Origin of the sequence: Nocardioides luti (assembly GCF_014212315.1) — a bacterium.
In the GTDB taxonomy this organism is placed as follows: domain Bacteria; phylum Actinomycetota; class Actinomycetes; order Propionibacteriales; family Nocardioidaceae; genus Nocardioides; species Nocardioides luti.
Genome location: NZ_JACKXE010000002.1, coordinates 1 through 22,945 on the forward strand (window position 1 = coordinate 1; position 22,945 = coordinate 22,945).

Genomic DNA, 22,945 nt, shown 5'->3' on the forward strand with positions numbered 1-22,945 from the left:
CAACCACCCAAAGGCGACTGCGGAAAAAGAGATGCCCCTGACAAGAACAAAACCCTGACAAAATTTTGCCAGAATCATTGTCTTACCAAAGAAACCATCAACCACCACCACCACAACCCCAAAAGAGCTGCAAAAGCAATGATCGACGGGGCATAACAAACTAATTCGTCGACTATGACACACTGTTGAGTTCTCAAGAATCAGACGCTCTCCGTCTCCGGTCCTGGTGGACCGGCGGCGGGGCAACCTGCAGAAACTTACCGGTGATGATCGAGCGAGTCAACTCGGTTCGATCTGAGCCGGTGCCGGGCGCGCAACTACCCACCGTTTTCGGCCTCTCGGCCCGGGTGGGAGTCGCTTGCGGCGACAAGAAGAACGTTAACAGCATGTGTCCGGGGAGCTCAAATCGGGGGTCCCGGAGGGGTCCCTCCACGCTCAGCGCACGCTCCGGGGGCCGTCAGCGAGGCTTCGCGGGACGGTAGGCGGACACCGTCGGCTCCCCCGTGAGCCAGAACCGCCACGGCCGGTCGGGTGCCCCGCGCAGGCCCACCCGTGGGCCGGTGCTGACCAGACCAGTCGACGCGCCGCAGCCCTCGAGGACGACCGGACCCGACACCAGGTCGGCTCCGTCCAGGTCGAGGCCGATCCCCAGGGCGTTGCACAGCCGGGCCGGGCCGCGCGCGAGGTCGCGGTCCGACGAGCGGGGCCGGCGCTCCCGGACGAGGTCCACGCCCTCGACCACCTCACCCGCGCGCAGGAGCACGGCGCCGGGGACGCCCTCGCCGCCGGTGACGACGTTCGCGCAGACGTGCATGCCGTAGGTGAAGTAGCAGTACAGGTGCCCGGCCGCCCCGAACATGGTCGCGTTGCGACGGGTCCGGCCCCGGTAGGCGTGCGAGCCCGGGTCGTCGGCCCCGGCGTACGCCTCCACCTCGGTGATCCGGACGGCGACGGCCCCGTGGCGGAGCACCGCACCGAGCAGCGTCGGGGCGACCTCCGGCACGGGGCCGTCGAGGAGCGCGGCGAGGTCAGGCGAGGCGCTCACGGTGTGCGGCGACCACGCCGCCCAGCTCGTCGAGCTGCTCGCGGACCCGCTGGGGGGCGGTGCCGCCGCGACCGTTGCGCGAGGCCACCGACCCCTCCGCGGTGAGGACGTCGCGCACCGCGGGGGTCAGCTGCGGGGAGATCTCCGCGAACTGGTCGTCGGTGAGGTCGGCCAGCTCGATGCCGAGCTCCTCGCACCGGCGCACGCAGGCGCCCGCCACCTCGTGGGCCACGCGGAACGGCGTGCCCTCGCGCACCAGCCACTCGGCGACGTCCGTCGCGAGCGAGAAGCCCTGGGGGGCGAGGTCGGCCATCCGGGCGGTGTTGAACGTCAGCGTCGCGACCATGCCGGAGAACGCCGGCAGCAGCACCTCGAGGGTGTCCACGGAGTCGAAGACCGGCTCCTTGTCCTCCTGCAGGTCGCGGTTGTAGGCGAGCGGCAGGGCCTTGAGCGTGGCGAGCAGCCCGGTGAGGTTGCCGACCAGGCGGCCGGCCTTGCCCCGGGCGAGCTCGGCGATGTCGGGGTTCTTCTTCTGCGGCATGATGCTCGACCCGGTCGACCAGGAGTCGTGCAGCTTCACGAAGTCGAACTCCCGCGTCGACCAGAGGATGACCTCCTCGGCCAGCCGGCTGACGTCCACGCCGATCATCGCGGTCACGAACGCGAACTCCGCGACGAAGTCGCGAGCCGCCGTGCCGTCGATGGAGTTGGCCGACGAGCCCGTGAAGCCCAGCTCCCGCGCCACGGCGGTCGGATCGAGGCCGAGGCTCTGGCCGGCGAGCGCACCCGAGCCGTACGGCGAGTCCGCGGCCACGCGGGCGTCCCAGTCCCGCAGCCGCTCCACGTCGCGCAGCAGCGGCCAGGCGTGGGCCAGCAGGTGGTGCGCGAGCAGCACGGGTTGCGCGTGCTGCAGGTGCGTCCGCCCCGGCATGATCACGTCCAGGTGCCCCCGCGCCTGCGTCGCCAGCACCTCCACGAGGTCGAGCACCTGCGCCGCGACCACCCGGGCGTGGTCGCGCAGGAAGGCCTTGAACAGCGTCGCCACCTGGTCGTTGCGGCTGCGCCCGGCCCGGAGGCGGCCGCCGGTGTCGGCGCCGACCTCCTCCAGCAGCAGCCGCTCGAGCGCGCCGTGCACGTCCTCGTCCGAGGGGTCGGGCAGCAGCGTGCCGGCGGCGTACCGCTCCCCCAGCGTGTCCAGGCCGCGGTGCAGCTCGGCGTGGTCGTCGTCGGTGAGCAGGCCGGCCGCGTGCAGCACGTTCGCGTGGGCGCGCGACCCCGCGAGGTCATACGGCGTGAGCCGCCAGTCGAAGTGGGTCGAGCGCGACAGGGCCTCCAGCTCGGGGGACGGTCCGCCCTCGAAGCGACCGCCCCAGAGCTTGCCGGTGTTGGTGCCGCCGGGGTGCTGGGCCATCAGTCGGTCCCGAACTCCATCGCGGCGTGGTCGAGGGCCTCGTCCTCGGCCGACCGCGCGGTGGGGTTGGACGCGATCCGGTCCGCTCCCCCGGCCTCGAGCTCGCCGTAGAGGGTGCCGTGCTCGACGAGCACCTGGCCCTGGTCGAGCGGCTGGGCGGCGTACAGCTCCAGCTTGGCGCGCGAGTCGGCGATGTCGAGGTTGCGCATCGTGAGCTGGCCGATCCGGTCGTTCGGGCCGAACGCGGCGTTCTCGGTGCGCTCCATCGAGAGCTTGTCGGGGTGGTAGGAGAACGCGGGGCCGTCGGTGCGCAGCACGGTGAAGTCCTCGCCACGGCGCAGCCGCAGCGTCACCTCGCCGGTGACCAGCGAGGCGATCCAGCGCTGGATCGACTCTCGGATCATCAGCGACTGCGGGTCCAGCCAGCGGCCCTCGTAGAGCAGCCGGCCGAGCTGGCGGCCCTGGGCGTGGTAGTTCGCGATCGTGTCCTCGTTGTGGATCGCGTTCAGCAGCCGCTCGTAGGTGTTCCAGAGCAGGCCCATCGCCGGCGCCTCGTAGATGCCGCGGGACTTGGCCTCGATGATGCGGTTCTCGATCTGGTCGGACATGCCGAGGCCGTGGCGACCGCCGATCACGTTCGCCTCGTGGACCAGGTCGACGGGGTCGTCGTAGCGGACCCCGTTGATCGCGACCGGGCGACCGGCCTCCCAGCGGACGGTGACGTCCTCGGTGGGGATCTCGACGGCCGGGTCCCAGAACTTCACGCCCATGATCGGCTCGACCATCTCGAGCGAGGCGTCGAGGTGCTCGAGGACCTTGGCCTCGTGGGTGGCGCCCCAGATGTTGGCGTCGGTGGAGTACGCCTTCTCCTGGCTGTCGCGGTAGGGCAGGCCCCGCTCGACGAGCCACTGGCTCATCTCGGCGCGGCCACCGAGCTCGTGCACGAACTCGGCGTCCAGCCACGGCTTGTAGATCCGCAGGTCCGGGTTCGCGAGCAGGCCGTAGCGGTAGAACCGCTCGATGTCGTTGCCCTTGAAGGTCGAGCCGTCGCCCCAGATGTCGACGCCGTCCTCGTGCATCGCCCGCACCAGCATCGTGCCGGTCACGGCGCGGCCGAGCGGGGTGGTGTTGAAGTACGCACGGCTGCCGGAGCGGATGTGGAAGGCGCCGCACGCGATCGCGGCGAGGCCCTCCTCGACCAGCTGGCGACGGCAGTCGACGGCGCGCGCGATCTCGGCGCCGTACTCCTTCGCGCGGGCGGGCACGCCCGAGATGTCGGGCTCGTCGTACTGCCCGATGTCGGCGGTGTACGTGCACGGCACGGCGCCCTTCTCGCGCATCCAGGCCACGGCGACGGAGGTGTCGAGGCCGCCCGAGAAGGCGATGCCGACGCGTTCGCCGACGGGGAGGGAGTTGAGGACCTTGCTCACAGCGTGGGTTTCCTTCGTTCGGGGATGTCCGGTGGTCCGGGGAGTCAGCGGGGGTCAGGGCGCGGGCGGCACGTGCGTGTCGGCCAGCGCCAGGAATCGTCGGGCCAGGGCCTCCCCGCCGAGCGGGTCGCGCCCGATCACGAGGACCGTGTCGTCGCCGGCGATGGTGCCGAGCAGGTCGGGGAGGTCGGCCTTGTCGAAGGCCGAGGCGAGGTACTGCGCGCCGCCGGGCGGCGTGCGCAGCACGACCATGTTGGCGCTGGCCTCCGCGCTGACGAGCAGCTCCGAGCAGAGCCGGGCCAGCCGCTGGGAGCCGGCCGCGGTGTCGCCCGGTGCGGCGGGGCGCCGGTCGCCGCCCTCGGCCGGGACGGCGTAGACCAGCCCACCCGCCGACGAGCGCACCTTGATCGCGTCCAGTTCGACGAGGTCGCGCGAAAGTGTGGCCTGGGTGACGTGCACGCCGCCCTCGGCGAGCAGCGCGGCGAGCTCGGACTGCGAGCGCACCTCGTGGTGGGTGACCAGCTCGACGATGCGCTGGTGACGGGCGTTCTTGGTCGCGGGGCGCAGGGAGGCGTCGCTCATGACGGCTCCTCCAGCAGCCAGGCCAGGATCGCCTTCTGGACGTGGCGGCGGTTCTCGGCCTCGTCCCACACCACGCTGCGCGGACCGTCGAGGACGGCGGCCTCGATCTCCTTGCCGCGGTACGCCGGCAGGCAGTGCAGCACGATGGCGGCGGGGTCGGCGAGGGCCAGGAGCGACTCGGTGACGGCGTACGGACCGAACACCTCGGCGCGGGCGGCGGCCTCCTCCTCCTTGCCCATCGAGATCCAGGTGTCGGTGACGACGACGTCGGCCCCCGCTGCGGCGGCCTGCGGGTCGCGCTCCAGGACGGCCGAGCCGCCGGTGCCCGCGGCGATGGCGGCGGCGGTCGCGACCACCGCGGCGTCGGGCTCGTAGCCCTCGGGCGAGCTGACCCGGACGTGGAGTCCGGCGGTCGCGCCGGCGAGCAGCCAGGAGTTGCCCATGTTGCAGGCGCCGTCGCCGAGGAAGGCCACGGTGAGCCCGGCGAGCTCGCCCCGGTGCTCGCGGATCGTGAGCAGGTCGGCGAGCAGCTGGCAGGGGTGGAAGTCGTCGGTCAGCGCGTTGACGACCGGCACGGCGGCGTGCTCCGCCATCTCCTCGAGCCGGGCCTGCGCGTAGGTCCGCCAGACGATGGCGCTGGCCTGGCGGTCGAGGATGCGGGCCACGTCGGCGACCGACTCCCGCACGCCGATGCCGGCCAGGGCGCCGTCGACGAGCATCGGGTTGCCCCCGAGCTCGGCGATGCCGGCGGCGAACGACGACTGCGTGCGCAGGGTCGGCTTGTCGAAGATCATCGCCACGGTGCGCGGGCCGGCGAGCGGCTTGGCGTCGTACGGCGCCTGCTTCATCGCGGCCGCGAGGTCGAGGACCCGGGCCTGCTCGGCGGGCGACAGGTCGTCGTCGCGGAGGAAGTGCCGGGTCATGGCTGCTCCCCCGGCACCGGCCCCAGGGCCTCGTCGAGGATCGCGGGCCAGGCGGCGAGGAAGGCGGAGGCGTCGTCGTCGGTCAGGACCAGCGGCGGCGCGAGCCGGATCCGCCCGGGCGTGGGGTTGTTGACGATGAAGCCGTGCCGCATGGCCGCCGCGAACACCTCGGCGGACGCGTCGGTGGCGAGGTCGAGCCCGATGAGGAGTCCCTCGCCGCGGACCTCGGTGACCCGCGGGTCGGCGGCGAGGCCGTCGCGCAGCTTCTGGCCGAGCACCGTGACGTGCTCGAGCAGGTCCTCGGACTCGATCGTGCCGATCACCGCCAGCGCCGCGGCGCAGGCGACCGGGTTGCCGCCGAAGGTGGTCCCGTGGTTGCCCGGGTCGAAGAGCGTCGCCGCGTCGCCGAGGCCCAGGCAGGCGCCGATCGGGAAGCCGCCGGCAAGGCCCTTGGCGACGGTGACGATGTCGGGGGTGACCTGGTTTCGAGCCCTTCGAGACGGGCGCAGAGCGCCCTCCTCAGGAACCAACGGTTGCTGCGCAACCTCCTCAACCGGCGAGTGGTGCGCGAACCAGCGGCCGGTGCGGCCGATGCCGGTCTGCACCTCGTCGAGCCACAGCAGCGCGCCGTGCCGCGTGGTGATCTCGCGGGCGGCCCTCAGGTAGCCGTCGGGCGGCAGCACGACGCCGGCCTCGCCCTGGATGGGCTCGAGGAGGACGGCCGCGGTCTCGTCGGTGACGGCCGCGGCGAGCGCCTCGACGTCGCCGTAGGGCACGAAGGTCACGTCGCCGGGGAGCGGCTCGAACGGGGTCCGGTACGCCTCCTTGGAGGTCAGCGCGAGCGCGCCCATGGTGCGCCCGTGGAAGCCGCCCTCGGCCGCGACGACGTGGGTGCGGCCGGTGCGCCGGGTCAGCTTGAAGGCGGCCTCGTTGGCCTCGGCGCCGGAGTTGGTGAAGAAGACGCGCCCGGTCGCGACGGGCCCACCGGCAGCGGAGACCAGCTCGAGCAGCTTCTCGGCGAGGCGGACCTGAGGCTCGCTGGCGAAGAAGTTCGAGATGTGGCCCAGGGTGCCGAGCTGGGCGGTGACGGCCTCGACCAGCGCGGGGTGCGCGTGGCCGAGCGCGTTGACGGCGATGCCGCCGAGGAGGTCGACGTACTCCGTGCCGTCCTCGTCCCACACGTGGGCTCCGGAGCCGCGCACGAGCGTGGCCTTGGGCGGCCCGAAGGTGTTCATCAGGGCGCCCTCGTAGCGGCCCTGCCAGGCGGCGTTGGTGGCGTCGGTCGCGTCGCTCATGCGCGGGCCTTCCTGATCTTGGTCGTCACACCCGGGAGCACCTGGGTGCCGACGCCCTCGTCGGTGAACAGCTCGAGGAGGACGGCGTGCGGGGTGCGGCCGTCGACGACGGTGGCCCGCGGGACGCCGTCGCGCACGGCCTTGAGGCAGGCGCCCATCTTCGGCACCATGCCGCTGGCCAGCGAGGGCATCAGATCGGCGAGCGACTCGGGGCTGATCTCGTAGATCACGTCGTCGCTGTCCGGCCAGTCGCGGTAGAGGCCCTCGACGTCGGTGAGGACGAGCAGCTTCTCGGCTCCGAGGGCCGCAGCCAGCGCGGCGGCAGCGGTGTCGGCGTTCACGTTGTGGACGGTGCCGTGCTCGTCGGGGGCGACGCTCGAGACGACCGGGATCCGGCCGGCCTCGATGAGGTCGACGACGGACTCGGGCCGAACCGAGGCGACCTCGCCCACGAGGCCGAGGTCCACCTCCTCGCCGTCGACGACGGTGTTGGTCTGCTGGGCGGTGAAGAGGCCCGCGTCCTCGCCGGAGCAGCCGACGGCCAGCGGGCCGTGCTCGTTGATCAGGCCGACCAGCTCGCGCTGGACCTGGCCGACGAGGACCATGCGGACGACGTCCATCGCCTCGGGGGTCGTGACGCGCAGGCCGCCGCGGAACTCCGACTCGATGCCGAGCTTGTCGAGCATCAGGGAGATCTGCGGACCGCCGCCGTGCACGACGACCGGCTTGAAGCCGGCGAAGCGCAGGAAGGCGATGTCCTCCGCGAAGGCGCGCTTGAGCACGTCGTCCGTCATGGCGTTGCCGCCGTACTTCACCACCACGATCTTGCCGTGGTAGCGCTTGAGCCACGGCAGGGCCGCGGCCAGCGTGGCGGCCTTGCTCGGGTCGGCCGGCGTCGGCTGGTAGGGCTTGTCGTCGGTGTGGTCGCTCATGAGGAGTACGCGCTGTTCTCGTGGACGTAGGCGTGGGTCAGGTCGTTGGTCCAGATCGTGGCCCGCTCGGGACCGGCCTTGAGGTCGATGGTGACGCTGACCTCGCGCGGCTCGAGGTCCACGGTGGCGGGGTCCGCGTGCGGGGTGGACGTCCGGCAGACCCAGACGCCGTTCATGGCGACGTCGAGGTCCGCAGGGTCGAACGCGGCCTGCGTCGTGCCGATGCTCGCCAGCACGCGGCCCCAGTTGGGGTCCTTGCCGAAGACGGCAGCCTTGAAGAGGTTGCTGCGGGCCACGCTGCGACCCACCTCGACGGCGTCGTCCTCGCTCGCGGCGTTCAGCACCGTGATCGCGATCTCGTGGTCGGCGCCCTCGGCGTCGCGGAGCAGCTGCATGGCCAGGTCGGTGCAGGCCTGGGTGAGCGCCTCGGTGAAGTCGGGCAGCGCGGGCGTGATGCCACTCGCTCCGCTCGCCATGACCGTGACCGTGTCGTTGGTCGACATGCAACCGTCGGAGTCGAGGCGGTCGAAGCTGACCCGGGTCGCTGCGCGCAGCGCCTGGTCGAGGTCGGCGGCCGGGACCACCGCGTCGGTCGTGAGGACCACGAGCATCGTGGCCAGCTGGGGCGCCAGCATGCCGGCGCCCTTGGCCATCCCGCCGATCGTCCAGCCGGCGCCCTCGACGACGACCTTCTTCGAGACCGAGTCGGTCGTCATGATCGCCTCGGCGGCGTCGTCGCCGCCGGCGGTGCCGAGGCCGGCGTACGCCGCGTCGACCCCGTCGAGGAGGTGCTGGCGCGAGTTGGCCAGGCCGATCAGCCCCGTCGAGCAGACGACGACGTCGATCGCACCGATGCCGAGGTGGCCCGCGACCTGCTCGGCGACCGCGTGGGTCGTCTGGAAGCCGTCGGCGCCGGTGTAGCAGTTGGCGCCGCCGGAGTTCAGGACGACTGCGCGGACGGTGCCGTCCTTGACGACCTCCTGGCTCCAGAGGATCGGGTTGGCCTTGCAGCGGTTGGCGGTGAAGACGCTGGCGGAGTCGTGGGTCGGCCCGTCGTTGACGACGAGCGCGAGGTCCTTGGCTCCGGTGGACTTGAGGCCGGCGGCGACGCCGGCGGCACGGAATCCCTGCGGGGTGGTGACGGTCATTTCTTGTTCTTCCTGGGCGGCTTGACGGGGACGGCGGCGACGACGGTGTGGCCTCGTCGTCGCCAGGCCTCGGCCGCGCGGTCACCGTCGGTGACCGGCACCAGGAACCAGTTGGTCTCGTGGGTGGAGATCGTGAAGACGCTGATCTGCTCCTCGGCCAGCGGGGCGAGCAGCGCCACCAGGACGCCGGCCTCGGTGGGGTCGAGGTCGCCCTGCAGCGCGAAGCCGGTCAGGCCCTTCACGCCCGTCACCTTGGTGGGGATGCTGCGGCCGGCGCAGACGACCGAGGTCTCGGTCGCCGTCGCGGTGATCGAGAAGAGCGAGGACGACTCGGCCCAGGTCGGGATCTCGGCGCCGGGGGGCAGCTTCACGACGGCCAGCTTCTCCGGGAACTGCTGCAGCGTGTGGACCCGGGCGGTCGCGTCGGTGGAGGTGGCGTCGTCGGTCATGGGGCGAGTCCGATCGTCGTGAGGCCGAGGCCCTCGGGGAGTCCGAGGGCGAGGTTCATGCACTGGACCGCGGCGCCCGCGGTCCCCTTCGCGAGGTTGTCGACCGCGCCGACGGCGACCAGCTTGCCGGCCGCCTCGTCCACGGTGACCTGGACGTGCACGGCGTTCGAGCCGATCACGGACTTGGTCTGGGGCCACTGCCCCTGCGGGAGCACGTGCACGAACGGCTCGTCGGCGTACGCCTCCCGGTAGGCGGCGTACGCGTCGTCGGCGCTGAGCGGAGCGGCGAGCGGCGCCGTGCAGGTGGCGAGGATGCCGCGGGGCATCGGCACCAGCAGCGGCGTGAAGCTGACCTTCACGGTGCCGTCGACGAGCCGCGAGAGGTTCTGGGTGATCTCGGGGGTGTGGCGGTGGCTGCCGCCGACGCCGTACGCGCTGGCGTTGCCCATGATCTCGGAGCCGAGCAGGTGGGCCTTGGCGGCCTTGCCCGCGCCGCTGGTGCCGGAGGCCGCGACGACGGTGACGTCGGGCTCGACCAGGCCCGCCGCGACGGCGGGGGCCAGGGTGAGCGTCGAGACCGTCGGGTAGCAGCCGGGGACCGCGATCCGGGTCGCGCCGGCCAGGAGGGCACGCTGCCCGGGCAGCTCGGGGAGGCCGTAGGGCCAGGTGCCGGCGTGCTCGCCGCCGTAGAACTGCGCCCAGGCGGCGGGGTCGGCGAGCCGGAAGTCGGCGCCGCAGTCGATGACGACGACGTCGTCGCCCAGCTGCGCGGCGATCGCGCCCGACTGGCCGTGCGGGAGCGCGAGGAAGACGACGTCGTGGCCGGAGAGCGTGTCGAGGTCGGTGGGCTCGAGCACCCGGTCGGCCAGCGGCACCAGGTGCGGCTGGAGGGAGCCGAGCGCCGTGCCGGCGTTGGAGGCCCCGGTCAGCGCCCCGATCTCGACCTCGGGATGGGCCAGCAGGTGGCGGAGGAGCTCTCCCCCGGCGTAGCCGCTGGCACCGGCTACGGCGATGCGTGTCGTCATGTGCATGACTATACGGGCATGCGCATGGGTATGTGTAGCCGGGTCTGGTCCGGCTGCGGCCGTCGGCGCCCCCGACTAGGTTCTGCGGTCATGGCGATGCTGACCTCCACCGACTACCTCGGCCACCTGCGCACCGAGTCGCGACGCTTCCGCGACGTGCTCGCTGCCTGCGACCCTACGGCGCCCGTACCCACCTGTCCCGCGTGGAATGCGTCCGACCTGCTCTGGCACCTGACCACCGTGCAGGGCTTCTGGGCCGAGATCGTCGCGACGCGGCCGGCCGCGCCCGGCGAGCGCGTCCCGACCGAGCGCCCGGACTCCCACGAGGCGATGCTGGCCCTCTTCGACGAGGCGTCGGCCGCGCTGGTCACCGTGCTCGGGACCGCGGACCCGGCCGAGCCGGCCTGGACCTGGGCCCGGGAGCAGACGGTGGGGTTCACGTTTCGCCGCCAGGCGCACGAGGCGCTCATCCACCGCCTCGACGCCGAGCACGCGACCGGCCTCTTCTCGCCGCTGGACCCGGCGCTGGCGGCCGACGGCGTCCAGGAGGCGCTGGACGTGATGTTCGGCGGCACCCCGGCCTGGGGCGAGTTCCACCCGCTCCCCCGGCACGTGCGGGTCGACTGCACCGACACCGGCGACGCCGTGTGGGTCCAGCTCGGAACGTTCACGGGCACCGACCCCGACACCGGGACGTCGTACGACGAGGGCGACATCGGCGTCGTGCCCGATCCCGGCACCCCGCCGGACGCGGTCGTCGCCGGTCCGGCGGGGGCGCTCGACGCCTGGCTGTGGCGTCGTGGGGACGACCGCGACGTGAGCGTCACGGGCGACCGGGAGGTCTACGACCGCTTCCGGGCCGCGGTCGACCACCCCATCGACTGATCAGCGCTGGACGGCGCCCGTCCGCTCCGCCGCCAGGGCGACGGCAGCGTCGCGCGCGGCGCTGGTCTCCTGCTCGGTCAGGGTGCGGTCCGGGGCCCGGAAGCGCAGGGCGAACGCCAGCGAGCGCTTGCCCGCACCGATCTGCTCGCCGGTGAACACGTCGAAGAGCCGCAGGGACTCCAGCAGCTCGCCGGCCCCCTCGCGCAGCGCCGCCTCGACCTCGGCTGAGGTCACCCGCTCGTCGACGACGAGGGCGACGTCCTCCTTGGCGACCGGGTAGCTCGAGAACTCCGGGCCGGGCACCACGTCGCGGGCGTGCCGCATGAGGAGGTCCAGGTCGATCTCGACCGCCGACGTCCGCGGCGGCAGCCCGAAGGCCTGGCAGACCCGCGGGTGCAGCTCACCGGCGTGACCGAGCTCGAGGTCGCCGACCAGCACCCGGGCGCAACGCCCGGGGTGCCACGGCATCCGGGCCGCCGAGGCCACCTGCACCTCGACGCCGAGCTCGTCGCCGAGACGGCGTACGACCCCGACGGCGTCGGACCAGGCCGCCGCGCGACCCTCGCCCCACCAGCCCGAGCGCTCGCGCTCGCCGGCCAGGACGACCGCGAGGTGCAGGGGCTGCTCCGGGACGGCGTCGAGGAGCTTCGCCAGCTCGTCGTCGCTGGGGCGCCAGTCGACGCCGTAGATCGGGGCCGGGCCGCGGTCGGCCGGGAAGGCGACCGTGCCGGTCTCGAAGAGCGCGACGCCGGGTGCACCACGACTGAGGTTGCGGGCGGCGGCCTTGAGCAGGCCGGGCAGCAGCGTGGTGGTGTAGCCCGGCTCCTCGCTCGACATCGGGTTCGCGAGCCGGACGGTGTGCCGCAGCACGTCGTCGTCGGGCAGCCCGAGCGCGTCGAAGGCGGCGTCGCCGACGAAGGGGAAGCTCAGCACCTCCACGCAGCCGGCGCCGGCCAAGGTGCGGCCGATCCGGCGACGCAGCCGCTGCTCACGGGTGAGCCCGCGACCGGCACCCGCGTTCGGCAGCACCGAGGGGACGTTGACGTAGCCCTCGATCCGGGCGACCTCCTCGACGAGGTCGAAGGGGTCGGTCACGTCCGGGCGCCACGGGGGCGGGGTGGCCTCGAGCCGGTCGCCGTCGACGACGACGGCGCAGCCGACGGCCTCGAGGTTGCGGACGGTCGTGGCGGCGTCGATGGCCATGCCGCTCACGCGCGCGGGCAGGTCGACGGCCATCGCGATCGCGGGGACCGACGGGGCCGTGCCGACCACGGTCACGCCGGGCTCGGCGGTGCCGCCGCCGTGCTCCACGAGCAGCTCGACGACGCGGTCGGCGGCGGCCTCGCAGATGAGCGGGTCGACGCCGCGCTCGTTGCGCTTGCCGGCCTCGGAGGAGATCTTGTGGCGCTTGCCCGTGCGGAACATCGAGGTCGCGTCCCAGTGCGCCGACTCCACGAGCACGCGGGTGGTGGTCCCGGACATCTCCGTGGTCTGGCCGCCCATCACGCCGCCGAGGCCGATGATCCCGGAGTCGTCGGTGACGACGAGGTCCTGCTCGGAGAGCTCGCGGCGGGTGCCGTCGAGCGTGGTGAGCCGCTCCCCCGCGCTCGCGCGGCGGACCCGGACCGTCCCGGCCAGCTTGTCGGCGTCGTAGCCGTGGATCGGTCGCCCGAGCTCGAGCATCACGTAGTTGGTGACGTCGACCGCCAGCGAGATCGGCCGCATCCCGGCCTGGGTCAGGCGGTGCGCCATCCAGTCCGGGGTCGTGGCGGCCGGGTCGAGGTCGCGCACCGTGCGCGCGACGAAGACCGGGCAGCCCGCCGGGTCCTCGACCACGATCGGGTGGCCCGCGACGTCGGCGGCGGGGGTCGGGCGCTGCGCGGGGTCGCGGTACGGCGCGTCGTACGCCAGCGCGGCCTCGCGGGCCACGCCGCGCAGGGACAGCGCGTAGGCGCGGTCGGGGTTGATCTCGAACTCGATCACCTCGTCGCGCAGCCCGAGCACGTCGAAGGCGTCGTCGCCCGGCTGGCCGGCGTCGGCCGGCAGCACGATGATGCCGCCCTGGCCGTCGTCGCCGAGCCCGAGCTCGGCCGAGGAGCAGATCATGCCGGCCGAGACGTGGCCGTAGGTCTTGCGCGCGGCGATGGCGAAGTCGCCGGGCAGCACGGCGCCGGGCAGCACCACCACCACGAGGTCGCCGACCCCGAAGTTGTGGGCGCCGCAGACGATGCCCTGGGGCTCGCCGGTGCCGTTGGCCTCCCCCACGTCGACCGTGCACCAGTTGATCGTCTTGCCGTTCTTCTGCGGCTCCGGCTCCTGCGTCAGGACGCGGCCGAGCACCAGCGGACCGGTGATCTGGTCGCCGGGCTTCTCGATCGCCTCGAGCTTCAGCCCGAGGGCGGTGAGCTCGGCGGCCAGCTCCTCGGTGGTCACGTGCGCCGGGAGGTCGACGTACTCCTTGATCCAGGAGACAGGGGCCTTCATCAGATTTCCGTTCCGAAAGCAGTGGTGAAGCGGACGTCGCCCTCGAAGAACCCGCGCAGGTCCTCGATGCCGTGGCGGAACATCAGCGTGCGGTCGATGCCCATGCCGAAGGCGAAGCCGGTGTAGCGCTCGCTGTCGACGCCGCAGGCGGTCAGGACGCGCGGGTTGACGATCCCGCAGCCGCCCCACTCGATCCAGCCCTCGCCCCGGCAGGTCCGGCAGGACTCGACCTCGCCCGGGACCCCGCGGCACACGAAGCAGATGAGGTCGACCTCGGCGCTGGGCTCGGTGAAGGGGAAGTACGACGGGCGGAACCGCGTCGTGATGCCCTCGCCGAACATCGCGGTCGCGAAGTGGTCGAGGGTGCCCTTGAGGTGGGCCATCGTGATGCCCTCGTCGACCACCAGGCCCTCGACCTGGTGGAACATCGGGCTGTGGGTGGCGTCGTACTCGTCGGTGCGGAAGACCCGGCCGGGGCACACGACGTAGATCGGGGGCTCGCGCGTGAGCATGGTGCGGGCCTGGACCGGCGAGGTGTGGGTGCGCAGCACGATGCCGTTGTCCTGCGGGTCGGTCCAGAACGTGTCCTGCATGGTGCGGGCCGGGTGGTCCGGGCCCAGGTTGAGGGCGTCGAAGTTCAGCCACTCCGCCTCGATCACCGGCCCCTCGGCGACCTCCCAGCCCATCGCGAGGAAGACGTCGGCGATCCGCTCGGAGCCGGTGGTGATCGGGTGCCGGGCGCCGCGGGCGACGCGCTCGGTGGGCAGCGTGACGTCGACGGTCTCCTCGACGAGCATCCGCTCCTCGTGCTCGACCTCGAGCACCGCCTGACGCTCCCCCAGGGCCTTGTTGACCGCGCCCCGGGCCTGGCCGATCCGCTGGCCGGCCTCCTTGCGCGCCTGCGGCGGCAGCGCGCCGATCTCGCGGTTCGCCAGGGCGAGCGCCGACCGGTCGCCGGCGTGCTCGAGGCGGACCCGCTTGAGGTCCTCGAGGTCGGTCGCGGCGGCGATGGCCGCGAGCGCGGCGTCGCGGGCGGACTCCACCTCCTCGGGCTTCAAGGGAGTGACCTCCACGGGGTCGTAATCGGTGTTCGGTCCCGACATGGCTGCCTTTCGGGCTGGTGCTCGCGGGCGGGGGCTGCCCGCCAAGTCTAGGAAGCGCGCACGCCGTGCCGCGACCGGGTTGCCGCGCGCGGGATCAGGCGGCGCGTCGGTCCTCGGTGGGCCACGCGATCACGATGCGCGCGCCGCCGCCGGGGGCGTCGTCGATCACGAGCGTGCCGCCGTGCGCGCGGATCAACCCGTTGACGAGGTACATGCCCAGGCCGGAGCCGCCGCGCTCGCCGTGCTTCCAGAACTTCGTGAACACCCGGCGCCGGATCTCGGGGGCGATCCCCTCGCCCTCGTCGTCGACCGTGACGCGGACCCCGGGGAACTCCGCGTCCTCCCCGAGGGCGTCGAGGGTGACGAGCACCCGACCCTCCCCGTGGCGCACGGCGTTCTCGATCAGGTTCGTGACGACCTGGGTGAACTTGTCGGGGTCCGCGTGGACCTCCGGCAGGTCGTCCGGTGCGGTCAGCTCGATCGGGCGCGAGGTGCTGGCCCGCACCGACTCGACCACGCGCCCGACGAGGAGTGCCGCGTCGGAGGGGCGCGGGTAGAGCGCGAGCCGGCCGGTGTCGATGCGCGCGACGTCGAGCAGCTCGGCGATCAGCCTGCTGAGCCGCTCCGAGTCGGCGTGGACGGTGGTGAGCATCAGCTTCTTCTGCTCGTCGTTGAGCTTGTCCCAGCGGTTCAGCAGTGCCTGGACGAACCCCTTCACGCCGGTCAGCGGCGAGCGCAGCTCGTGGGCGACGGTGGCGACGAGGTCGGAGCGCTCGCGGTCCAGGCGGGCTCGACCGCGTCCCGACCGCAGGGTCAGCGCGACCTGGTCCACGGGGCCGTCGAGGGCGGGCCGGTGGATCCGGGCGGAGACGAGGACCTCGGTGCCGTTGGGGAGCAGCCACGGCTGCTCGGGCACACCGGTGCGGGTCACCAGGCCGTCGTACGGGCAGTTCGTGGCGCACCAGGTCTGGCCGTCCTGGTCCTGCAGGCGGAGCACGTCGGCGAGGGGCAGCCCCAGGCTGGCGACAGGATCGAGGGCGAGCATCCGCGCGGCGACCGAGGACACCAGCGTCACCTGCCCGCGGGTGTCGGCCAGCACGACGCCGTCGGGCAGCACGTCCGCCAGGGCCTGGGCGCTTGCTCGGGCGTCGTCCACCCTCGCAGCCTACTGGCGCACGAGCGGTGGGGTCAGGCGCGTTGGGCGCGGGCCGAGGCGAAGAGGCACAGCGCCGCGGCCGTGGAGAGGTTCAGGCTCTCGGCGCGCCCGTGGATCGGGATCCGGACCCGGTGGTCGGCCAGCGCGGCGAGCTCGGCGGGCAGGCCCCAGGCCTCGTTGCCGAAGAGCCAGGCGGTGGGGCGCGCCAGCAGGTCGTCGGCACGGTCGAGGTCCACCTCGCCGGCACCGTCGGCCGCGAGCACCACGAGGCCGGCCGCCTGCGCCGCCCGGACCGCGGCGACCGGGTCGGGCTCCGTGGCGACGGGCAGGTGGAAGACGCTGCCGACGCTGGCCCGCACGGTCTTGGGGTTGTAGAAGTCCACCGACTGCCCGGCGAAGACGACCGCGTCGGCTCCGGCCGCGTCGGCGCAGCGCACGACGGTGCCGGCGTTGCCGGGGTCGCGGATGTCCGCGCAGAGCGCGACGAGGCGCGGGTCGCGGTCGAGGACGTGGTCGACCGGCCGATCGAGGAACCGGCAGACGGCGACGACGCCGGCGGGGCTGACGCTGTCGCTGAGCGAGGCCAGGGCCCGCTCGTCGACAAGGGTCCACGCGTCCCCCGCGGCCGCGGCCAGCGGGGCGTACGTCGTGGTGGCGGCGGGCGTCGCGAAGACCTCGACGACACAGCCGTCGACGCCGAGCGCGCCCTCGACGGCCTTCGGGCCGTCGGCAAGGAAGAGCCGCCGCTCGGAGCGTTCCGAGCGGCGGCTGAGCTTCCGTGCGTCCTTGACGCGGGCGTTGCCCGCCGTCAGGGGGTGTCGAGACGGGTGCTGCGCACCCTCCTCAACCACCGATGGCCTCAGGCCGAGACCTTGGGCGCGTTGACGTCCTCGGGCAGGGCGGCCTTGGCGGCCTCGACGAGCGCGTTGAACGCGGCGACGTCGTTGACGGCCAGCTCGGCCAGGATCTTGCGGTCGACCTCGATGCCGGCGAGGTTGAGGCCCTGGATGAAGCGGTTGTAGGTCATCCCCTGGGCGCGGGCCGCAGCGTTGATCCGCTGGATCCACAGCTTGCGGAAGTTGCCCTTGTTCTTGCGCCGGTCGTTGTAGCTGTAGACCAGCGAGTGGGTGACCTGCTCCTTCGCCTTGCGGTAGAGCCGCGAGCGCTGCCCGCGGTAGCCGCTGGCGCGCTCGAGGACGACCCGACGCTTCTTGTGGGCGTTGACTGCCCGCTTGACGCGTGCCATGAGTGTTACTCCTTCAGATCTGTGCTGCGTGGTCGAGACAGAGCGACCACCGCTGGGGGTGGGGCTCGGTCAGCGACCGAGAAGCTTCTTGGCTCGGGCGTTGTCGTTCTTGGCGACCTCGACGGTCCCGGTCAGGCGACGGGTCACCTTGGAGGCCTTCTTCTCGAGGTTGTGACGCTTGCCGGCCTTCTCGCGCAGGATCTTGCCCGAGCCGGTCACGCGAAAGCGCTTGCTGGCACCGGAGTGCGGCTTGTTCTTCGGCATCTTCTCTTCCTCTACTGGGTGCGGGTGGTCGTGCCGTGGCGCGACCACCGCGGTCTGGTGGTCAGGACCACCGTCGGGGGTGGGTCAGGCTTCGATCTCGGGGTCGAGGTTCTCGGAGCGACCCCGCTCCTTCTTCTGGGCGACCGGGCCGGCGGCGTGCGCCGCGTCCCGCTCGGCGCGCTCGTCGGCCTCGAGGGCGGCCCGCTCGGCGGCCTTGGAGTCCTTCTCGGCCTTCATGTCGACCTTGGCGTCGGCCTTCTTCTTGTGCGGGCCGAGCACCATGATCATGTTGCGGCCGTCCTGCTTGGGGGACGACTCCACGAAGCCCAGCTCCGTGACGTCCTCGGCCAGGCGCTGGAGCAGGCGGTAGCCCAGCTCCGGGCGGTGCTGCTCGCGGCCGCGGAACATGATCGTGATCTTGACCTTGTCACCGGCACGCAGGAAGCGGACGACGTGACCCTTCTTGGTCTCGTAGTCGTGCGCGTCGATCTTGGGACGAAGCTTCATCTCCTTGATGATCACGTTCGTCTGGTTGCGCCGGGCCTCACGGGCCTTCTGCGCGTTCTCGTACTTGAACTTGCCGTAGTCCATGAGCTTGCAGACCGGCGGGCGCGCCATGGGGGCGATCTCGACGAGGTCGAGGTCGGCTTCCTGCGCAAGGCGCAGCGCGTCGGCGGTGGGAACGATGCCGACGGTCTCGCCACTGGGGCCAACGAGCCGGACCTCGGAAACCCGGATCCGGTCGTTGATACGGAGCTCGGTGCTGATGTGTCCTCCTGAAAGAGCGTGGTCGGAGGTCGTCGCCCGGTCCGGGGGGAACCCCCGAAATCAACAACGGCTTCCGCTGAGTCACAAGCGGAAGCCAGTCATGACACGTCCCCCTGGGGGGAAAGCATCGCGAGTGCCACGGCCTGTCGTGGCGGGTGCCACGGCCGGAGCCCTCGGACCGGACCCGACGACCTGAGGCGGCCGATGCGGGTGGGAGGACGGATCGTGCTCGACCTCCGCTTGTCAGATCGGTCCTGCCGTGCGGGCACGGCGGAACTGATCGGTCAACACGGGATGCTAGCGGATCATTCCGGCGCCGGGCCAATCCACGCCGGCCGGTCGCCCGCGCGCGTGAGGACCCACCGGGACGCCAGGCCGCGCAGGTCGTCCCCCTCCACCACCAGGGTCGTGGGACCCGCGACGTCGACGACCAGGGCCGCCGCGTCGTCCTGCAGGGCCGCCTGGGCCGCGAGGTCGGCGGTCACCGGGACCGGACGCGCCTCGGGGTTCCAGCGCGCCAGGGTCTCGGTGCTCGTGAAGGCGAGCAGCGCCAGCCGGCCGTCGGCACCCCGGAGCAGGACGGCCGCCATGTCGCTGGACTTGTCGCGCGCCAGGCCGTCGGCGCCGACCTCGACCTCGCCGAGGACCGCCACGACCGGCACCAGGAGCCGTGACTGCCGCAGCTCGTCCAGCGCGTCGACGTACGCCTTCGGATCGCGGGCGTACGCCGCCAGTGCCTCGACCAGGTCGGGCGAGGCCGCTCCGGAGTCGTCGCCGAAGCCGGTGTCGAGCAGCTCGCGGGGCGGCGGGAGGTCCATGCCGACGATTGTCCCGCAGGGCTCTCCGCGCGGCCCAGCCGCACCGGCCGGGCGTGGCGTGCGCCACACCCGCCACGTAAAGTCCGTGTTAAGTCGAGTGTTCAACTTGATTTACGCGGCTTACTTCCGTAGACATGCTCGCCATGACCACCACGACTCTGGCGGCTCCGACCGCTCCACCGCGACAACGGCGCGCCCGCTCCCGCGGCTCGCGCCTGTCCTTCCTGAGGCGCTGGATCTCCCCCGTCGTCCTCGTCGGGCTCTGGCAGCTCCTGAGCAACGCCGGGGTGATCCCCGAGCGCAAGCTCGTGGCCCCGAGCCAGGTCTTCGCGACCGCCGTCGAGCTCGTCCGCAACGGCACCCTCGGCTCCGAGACCCTGGTCTCGGTGCAGCGTGTCTTCATCGGCTTCGCGATCGGCGCCAGCGTGGCGCTGGTGCTGGCGGTCGTCGCCGGGCTCTCGCGGATCGGTGACGACGCCATCGACCCGCCGATGCAGATGCTGCGGACCCTGCCCCACCTCGGCCTGGTCCCGCTGCTGATCATCTGGATGGGCCTGGGCGAGACCCCGAAGGTCACCCTGATCTCGCTGGGCGTCGCGTTCCCGCTCTACCTCAACACCCTCGCCGGCATCCGGGGCATCGACCGCAAGACCGTCGAGGCGGCCCGGTCGATGAACCTCAGCTGGTCGCAGCGCATCCGCCACGTCATCGTCCCGGGCGCCCTGCCGCAGACCCTCGTCGGGCTGCGCCAGAGCCTGGGGATCGCGTGGCTCACCCTCATCGTCGCGGAGACGATCAGCGCCAGCTCGGGCATCGGCTACATGATCAACCACGCCCGCGACTTCCTGCAGACCGACGTCATCGTCGTCGGTCTCGCCGTCTACAGCATCCTCGGCCTCCTCACCGACGCCGTGGTGCGACAGCTCGAGAGAAGGGCACTCGCATGGCGTTCCTGAAGTCCAGCCCCGACCCCGGCCCGACGACCGACGGCGCGACGGACCACGTCGCCCGCGTCCGGTCGCACAACCGGTCGTTCGGCTCCACCCACGTCCTGAGGTCGATCGACCTCGACATCCGCCCGGGCGAGTTCGTCGCCCTGCTCGGCCGCAGCGGCTGCGGCAAGTCGACGCTGCTGCGCAGCCTGTCGCGCCTCGACAAGGCCCCGGCCAGCGAGGTCCAGGTCAACGGCCGCTCGGCCGTCGCCTTCCAGGAGCCGCGGCTGCTGCCCTGGCGCAAGGTGCACGAGAACGTCGCGCTCGCGCTGCTCAACACCCCGCAGCGCAAGGACCGCTTCGAGCTCGCCGAGCAGGCGCTGGCCGAGGTCGGCCTCTCCGACAAGCTCGACGCCTGGCCGCTGGAGCTCTCGGGCGGACAGGCGCAGCGCGTCTCCCTGGCCCGGGCCCTGGTCAGCAACCCGTCGCTGCTGCTGCTCGACGAGCCGTTCAGCGCCCTCGACGCGCTGACCCGGATCGAGATGCACCAGCTCGTCATCGAGCTGTGGCGCCGCCACTCGATGGCGATCCTGCTCGTCACCCACGACGTGGACGAGGCCCTCGCCCTCGCCGACCGGCTCTACGTGCTCGACGAGGGCAAGGTCCGGCAGAGCTGGGACATCAGCCTGCCGCGCTCGGACCGCGCCCCCTCGCAGCCCGAGATCGCCGGCGCCCGCGCCGAGATCCTCGCCTCCCTGGGCGTCAAGCCCACCCCGCCCAACCCCAAGCGGAACCCCCTGAAGAACCAAGGAGCAGCATGAACACGCACCACGCCCGACGACGTACGGTCCTCACCTCGGCGGTGGGCCTCGTGGCCGCGGCCGTCCTCGCCGCCTGCGGCGGCTCGTCCACCGGCAACGAGTCCGCGATCAAGGACGACGGCAGCGTGGACCTGTCGAAGGTGACGCTGATCGTCGGTGACCAGAAGGGCACGAGCGCGAAGGCGCTGCTCGAGGCCGCCGGTCTCGACGACACCGACTACACGATCGAGTGGAAGGAGTTCACCTCCGGTCCCCCGATGCTCGAGGGGCTGAACGCGAACGCCATCCACGTCGGCATGGTCGGCAACACCCCGCCGATCTTCGCTGCCGCCGCCAAGGGCGAGTTCAAGATGGTCCAGGCGATCACCTACACCGGCAAGGGCGACGCGATCCTGGTCCCCGCCGACTCCCCGCTCAAGAGCGTCGCGGACCTCAAGGGCAAGAAGGTCGGCGTGGCCGAGGGCAGCTCCGCCAACTACAACCTGCTGGCGCAGCTCGACAAGGCCGGCCTGAAGTACAGCGACGTCTCGGTCGAGAACCTCCAGCCCGCCGACGGCCTGGCCGCCTTCACCTCGGGCCACCTCGACGCCTGGGCCGTCTGGGACCCCTTCACCTCGCAGGCGGTCGAGTCCGGTGACGCCCGGGTGCTGGCCGACGGCGCCGACGTGGTCAACGGCTACAACTTCCAGGTGGCCTCCGACGCCGCGCTGGACGACAAGGCGACCAAGGCCGCCCTCCAGGACTACCTCGGCCGGATCACGCAGGCCCAGCTCTGGGCGAGCACGCACCAGGACGAGTGGTCGAAGGTGTGGGCCGAGCAGACCGGTCTGACGCCGGACGTGACCCTCGCGGCCGCGAAGCAGCGCCCCGTCACCGTGGTCCCGATCTCGCAGGAGGTCATCGACTCCGAGCAGGAGATGGCCGACGCGTTCAGCGAGAACAAGCTGCTCCCCGGCGAGGTCAACGTGTCGGACTACTTCGACGACGAGTTCAACGACTACATCACCGAGCAGGCCGACAAGGCCAGCCAGGCCGGTAGCTGACGTGCCGGGACCGACCGGACCGATGCGGCTGCACTGGTTCCTCCCCACGTCCGGCGACAGCCGGTCCCTCGTGGGGGCGGGTCAGGGAGTCCCGCAGGACGTGCGCAACGGCCTGCGGGACACCGCGACCCACGGCTTCCGTGACCCCTCGATCGACTACCTCGCCGACGTCGCCCGCACGGCCGAGAAGCTCGGCTTCGAGGGCGTGCTGACGCCGACCGGGACCTTCTGCGAGGACGCCTGGCTCACGACCGCGGCCCTGCTGCGCGAGACGACGACGCTGAAGTTCCTCGTGGCCTTCCGGCCGGGCGTCATCAACCCCGTCCTCGCCGCGCAGATGGCAGCGGCCTACCAGCGGATCTCCGGCGGCCGGCTGATGCTCAACATCGTGACCGGCGGCGAGCCCGTCGAGCAGGCCCGCTTCGGGGACGACGCGCCCAAGGACGTGCGCTACGCCCGGACCGACGAGTTCCTGTCGGTCCTGCGCGGCGCGTGGCACGAGGCGCCGTTCGACTTCTCGGGCGAGCACTACAGCGCCACCGGCGCGATGGTCAGCGGCGGGGTCGACCCGGCCCCGGACATCTACTTCGGCGGGTCCTCGGGCCCGGCCGGCCCGGTGGCGGCCCGGCACGCCGACGTCTACCTGACGTGGGGCGAGCCCCCGGAGCTGGTGGCCGAGAAGATCGCCTGGATGCGGGAGCTCGCCGCGGCCGAGGGGCGCACGCTGCGCTTCGGGCTGCGGATCCACACGCTCTCGCGCGACACCAGCGAGGCCGCGTGGCAGCACGCCCAGTGGCTGCTGGACGGGCTCGACCCGGCGACGATCGCCAAGGCCCAGGAGGCGCTCAGCAAGAGCGAGTCGACGGGCCAGCAGCGGATGCTGTCGCTGCGCGGCGGCCGGTCGTCGTACGCCGACGCGCACGACCTCGAGGTCGCCCCCAACCTGTGGTCGGGCGTCGGCCTGGTCCGCGGCGGCGCCGGCACGGCGCTCGTGGGCAGCCACGAGGAGGTCGCCGACCGGCTGGAGGAGTACCACCGGATCGGGATCGACGAGTTCATCCTGTCGGGCTACCCCCACGTCGAGGAGGCCTACTGGTTCGGCGAGGGCGTCATGCCCGTGCTGCGCCGGCGCGGTCTCTTCGGCCGGACGGCCGCCGCGCCGGTGGCCGTGTCGGCCTGACGCAG

23 protein-coding genes are annotated in these 22,945 nt (G+C 72.3%); 5 read left to right on the forward strand and 18 right to left on the reverse strand.

Annotation, left to right across the window (positions count from 1 at the left end; translation table 11 throughout):
• Positions 1-457: 457 nt before the first annotated feature.
• Genes H5V45_RS18975 through argC form a run of 10 tightly spaced genes read right to left on the reverse strand, consistent with a single transcriptional unit; the run spans position 458 to position 10,240 of the window.
• A complete protein-coding gene (locus H5V45_RS18975; RefSeq protein WP_185254748.1) occupies positions 458-1,045 on the reverse strand; it encodes a DNA-3-methyladenine glycosylase in 588 nt (195 codons plus the stop codon).
• Positions 1,029-2,456, reverse strand: a complete 1,428-nt coding sequence (argH, locus tag H5V45_RS18980; protein WP_185254749.1) for an argininosuccinate lyase — start codon at positions 2,454-2,456, stop codon at positions 1,029-1,031. Before argH ends, H5V45_RS18975 begins: the two co-directional genes overlap by 17 nt.
• The gene (gene argG / locus H5V45_RS18985; protein ID WP_185254750.1) at positions 2,456-3,886 is read right to left on the reverse strand and encodes an argininosuccinate synthase; all 1,431 of its coding nucleotides are present in this window, start codon (positions 3,884-3,886) and stop codon (positions 2,456-2,458) included. Before argG ends, argH begins: the two co-directional genes overlap by 1 nt.
• Positions 3,887-3,940: 54 nt before the next feature.
• Positions 3,941-4,468, reverse strand: a complete 528-nt coding sequence (locus H5V45_RS18990; RefSeq protein WP_185254751.1) for an arginine repressor — start codon at positions 4,466-4,468, stop codon at positions 3,941-3,943.
• The gene (gene argF, locus H5V45_RS18995) at positions 4,465-5,391 is read right to left on the reverse strand and encodes an ornithine carbamoyltransferase (protein ID WP_185254752.1); all 927 of its coding nucleotides are present in this window, start codon (positions 5,389-5,391) and stop codon (positions 4,465-4,467) included. The genes H5V45_RS18990 and argF overlap by 4 nt, the downstream gene beginning before the upstream one ends.
• The gene (locus tag H5V45_RS19000; RefSeq protein WP_185254753.1) at positions 5,388-6,686 is read right to left on the reverse strand and encodes an acetylornithine transaminase; all 1,299 of its coding nucleotides are present in this window, start codon (positions 6,684-6,686) and stop codon (positions 5,388-5,390) included. Before H5V45_RS19000 ends, argF begins: the two co-directional genes overlap by 4 nt.
• Entirely contained in the window at positions 6,683-7,618 is a 936-nt protein-coding gene (argB, locus tag H5V45_RS19005; RefSeq protein ID WP_185254754.1) for an acetylglutamate kinase, read from the reverse strand. Before argB ends, H5V45_RS19000 begins: the two co-directional genes overlap by 4 nt.
• Positions 7,615-8,766 carry a bifunctional glutamate N-acetyltransferase/amino-acid acetyltransferase ArgJ gene (gene argJ, locus H5V45_RS19010; RefSeq protein WP_185254755.1) on the reverse strand — a complete coding sequence of 384 codons (1,152 nt, stop codon included), beginning with the start codon at positions 8,764-8,766 and terminating at the stop codon, positions 7,615-7,617. Before argJ ends, argB begins: the two co-directional genes overlap by 4 nt.
• Entirely contained in the window at positions 8,763-9,215 is a 453-nt protein-coding gene (locus H5V45_RS19015; protein WP_185254756.1) for an ACT domain-containing protein, read from the reverse strand. The genes argJ and H5V45_RS19015 overlap by 4 nt, the downstream gene beginning before the upstream one ends.
• Positions 9,212-10,240, reverse strand: a complete 1,029-nt coding sequence (argC, locus tag H5V45_RS19020; protein WP_185254757.1) for an N-acetyl-gamma-glutamyl-phosphate reductase — start codon at positions 10,238-10,240, stop codon at positions 9,212-9,214. The genes H5V45_RS19015 and argC overlap by 4 nt, the downstream gene beginning before the upstream one ends.
• Before the next feature lie 90 nt (positions 10,241-10,330).
• Between argC and H5V45_RS19025 the strand changes: the two genes are divergently transcribed.
• Entirely contained in the window at positions 10,331-11,125 is a 795-nt protein-coding gene (locus H5V45_RS19025; RefSeq protein ID WP_185254758.1) for a maleylpyruvate isomerase family mycothiol-dependent enzyme, read from the forward strand.
• On the opposite strand, the gene pheT is transcribed toward H5V45_RS19025, so the two are convergent.
• From pheT to H5V45_RS19065, 8 genes are all read right to left on the reverse strand, one after another.
• Positions 11,126-13,609 (reverse strand): phenylalanine--tRNA ligase subunit beta, encoded by a 2,484-nt coding sequence (gene pheT, locus H5V45_RS19030; protein ID WP_185254759.1) that lies wholly within the window; start codon positions 13,607-13,609, stop codon positions 11,126-11,128. It abuts the gene before it with no gap.
• Complete coding sequence (gene pheS / locus H5V45_RS19035) at positions 13,609-14,712, reverse strand: phenylalanine--tRNA ligase subunit alpha (protein WP_185254760.1); 1,104 nt, start codon at positions 14,710-14,712, stop codon at positions 13,609-13,611. The genes pheT and pheS overlap by 1 nt, the downstream gene beginning before the upstream one ends.
• A gap of 94 nt (positions 14,713-14,806) precedes the next feature.
• Complete coding sequence (locus tag H5V45_RS19040) at positions 14,807-15,868, reverse strand: sensor histidine kinase (protein WP_343061646.1); 1,062 nt, start codon at positions 15,866-15,868, stop codon at positions 14,807-14,809.
• 32 nt (positions 15,869-15,900) lie between these two features.
• Positions 15,901-16,719 (reverse strand): TrmH family RNA methyltransferase, encoded by an 819-nt coding sequence (locus tag H5V45_RS19045; RefSeq protein ID WP_343061647.1) that lies wholly within the window; start codon positions 16,717-16,719, stop codon positions 15,901-15,903.
• 8 nt (positions 16,720-16,727) lie between these two features.
• The gene (gene rplT, locus H5V45_RS19050) at positions 16,728-17,114 is read right to left on the reverse strand and encodes a 50S ribosomal protein L20 (RefSeq protein WP_185254761.1); all 387 of its coding nucleotides are present in this window, start codon (positions 17,112-17,114) and stop codon (positions 16,728-16,730) included.
• A 69-nt stretch (positions 17,115-17,183) separates the two neighbouring features.
• Complete coding sequence (gene rpmI, locus H5V45_RS19055; RefSeq protein WP_185254762.1) at positions 17,184-17,378, reverse strand: 50S ribosomal protein L35; 195 nt, start codon at positions 17,376-17,378, stop codon at positions 17,184-17,186.
• Positions 17,379-17,462: 84 nt separating this feature from the next.
• On the reverse strand, positions 17,463-18,146 hold the full coding sequence (gene infC, locus H5V45_RS19060) for a translation initiation factor IF-3 (protein WP_185255110.1): 684 nt from the start codon (positions 18,144-18,146) through the stop codon (positions 17,463-17,465).
• Positions 18,147-18,451: 305 nt separating this feature from the next.
• On the reverse strand, positions 18,452-18,964 hold the full coding sequence (locus H5V45_RS19065; protein ID WP_185254763.1) for an SseB family protein: 513 nt from the start codon (positions 18,962-18,964) through the stop codon (positions 18,452-18,454).
• Between the two features lie 143 nt (positions 18,965-19,107).
• Between H5V45_RS19065 and H5V45_RS19070 the strand changes: the two genes are divergently transcribed.
• From H5V45_RS19070 to H5V45_RS19085, 4 genes are read left to right on the forward strand one after another with little or no spacing between them, the layout of a single operon-like run.
• Positions 19,108-19,920: an ABC transporter permease gene (locus H5V45_RS19070; protein ID WP_185254764.1), complete on the forward strand. Its 813-nt coding sequence runs from the start codon at positions 19,108-19,110 to the stop codon at positions 19,918-19,920.
• Positions 19,908-20,717 (forward strand): ABC transporter ATP-binding protein, encoded by an 810-nt coding sequence (locus H5V45_RS19075; RefSeq protein WP_185254765.1) that lies wholly within the window; start codon positions 19,908-19,910, stop codon positions 20,715-20,717. The genes H5V45_RS19070 and H5V45_RS19075 overlap by 13 nt, the downstream gene beginning before the upstream one ends.
• Positions 20,714-21,760, forward strand: coding sequence for an ABC transporter substrate-binding protein (locus H5V45_RS19080; RefSeq protein WP_185254766.1), 1,047 nt, complete (start codon positions 20,714-20,716; stop codon positions 21,758-21,760). The genes H5V45_RS19075 and H5V45_RS19080 overlap by 4 nt, the downstream gene beginning before the upstream one ends.
• A 1-nt stretch (position 21,761) precedes the next feature.
• Positions 21,762-22,940 carry an LLM class flavin-dependent oxidoreductase gene (locus H5V45_RS19085; protein ID WP_343061648.1) on the forward strand — a complete coding sequence of 393 codons (1,179 nt, stop codon included), beginning with the start codon at positions 21,762-21,764 and terminating at the stop codon, positions 22,938-22,940.
• The last annotated feature ends 5 nt before the right edge of the window (positions 22,941-22,945 follow it).

Coding starts and splice junctions, on each gene's coding strand:
- H5V45_RS19070 (WP_185254764.1), top strand. CDS start 19,108: ATGACCACCACGACTCTGGCGGCTCCGACCGCTCCACCGCGACAACGG.
- rpmI (WP_185254762.1), bottom strand. CDS start 17,378: ATGCCGAAGAACAAGCCGCACTCCGGTGCCAGCAAGCGCTTTCGCGTG.
- H5V45_RS19000 (WP_185254753.1), bottom strand. CDS start 6,686: ATGAGCGACGCGACCGACGCCACCAACGCCGCCTGGCAGGGCCGCTAC.
- H5V45_RS19080 (WP_185254766.1), top strand. CDS start 20,714: ATGAACACGCACCACGCCCGACGACGTACGGTCCTCACCTCGGCGGTG.
- H5V45_RS18990 (WP_185254751.1), bottom strand. CDS start 4,468: ATGAGCGACGCCTCCCTGCGCCCCGCGACCAAGAACGCCCGTCACCAG.
- H5V45_RS19015 (WP_185254756.1), bottom strand. CDS start 9,215: ATGACCGACGACGCCACCTCCACCGACGCGACCGCCCGGGTCCACACG.
- H5V45_RS19065 (WP_185254763.1), bottom strand. CDS start 18,964: ATGGACCTCCCGCCGCCCCGCGAGCTGCTCGACACCGGCTTCGGCGAC.
- H5V45_RS19025 (WP_185254758.1), top strand. CDS start 10,331: ATGGCGATGCTGACCTCCACCGACTACCTCGGCCACCTGCGCACCGAG.
- argB (WP_185254754.1), bottom strand. CDS start 7,618: ATGAGCGACCACACCGACGACAAGCCCTACCAGCCGACGCCGGCCGAC.
- argJ (WP_185254755.1), bottom strand. CDS start 8,766: ATGACCGTCACCACCCCGCAGGGATTCCGTGCCGCCGGCGTCGCCGCC.
- pheT (WP_185254759.1), bottom strand. CDS start 13,609: ATGAAGGCCCCTGTCTCCTGGATCAAGGAGTACGTCGACCTCCCGGCG.
- H5V45_RS19075 (WP_185254765.1), top strand. CDS start 19,908: ATGGCGTTCCTGAAGTCCAGCCCCGACCCCGGCCCGACGACCGACGGC.
- pheS (WP_185254760.1), bottom strand. CDS start 14,712: ATGTCGGGACCGAACACCGATTACGACCCCGTGGAGGTCACTCCCTTG.
- argH (WP_185254749.1), bottom strand. CDS start 2,456: ATGGCCCAGCACCCCGGCGGCACCAACACCGGCAAGCTCTGGGGCGGT.
- argF (WP_185254752.1), bottom strand. CDS start 5,391: ATGACCCGGCACTTCCTCCGCGACGACGACCTGTCGCCCGCCGAGCAG.
- rplT (WP_185254761.1), bottom strand. CDS start 17,114: ATGGCACGCGTCAAGCGGGCAGTCAACGCCCACAAGAAGCGTCGGGTC.
- argC (WP_185254757.1), bottom strand. CDS start 10,240: ATGACGACACGCATCGCCGTAGCCGGTGCCAGCGGCTACGCCGGGGGA.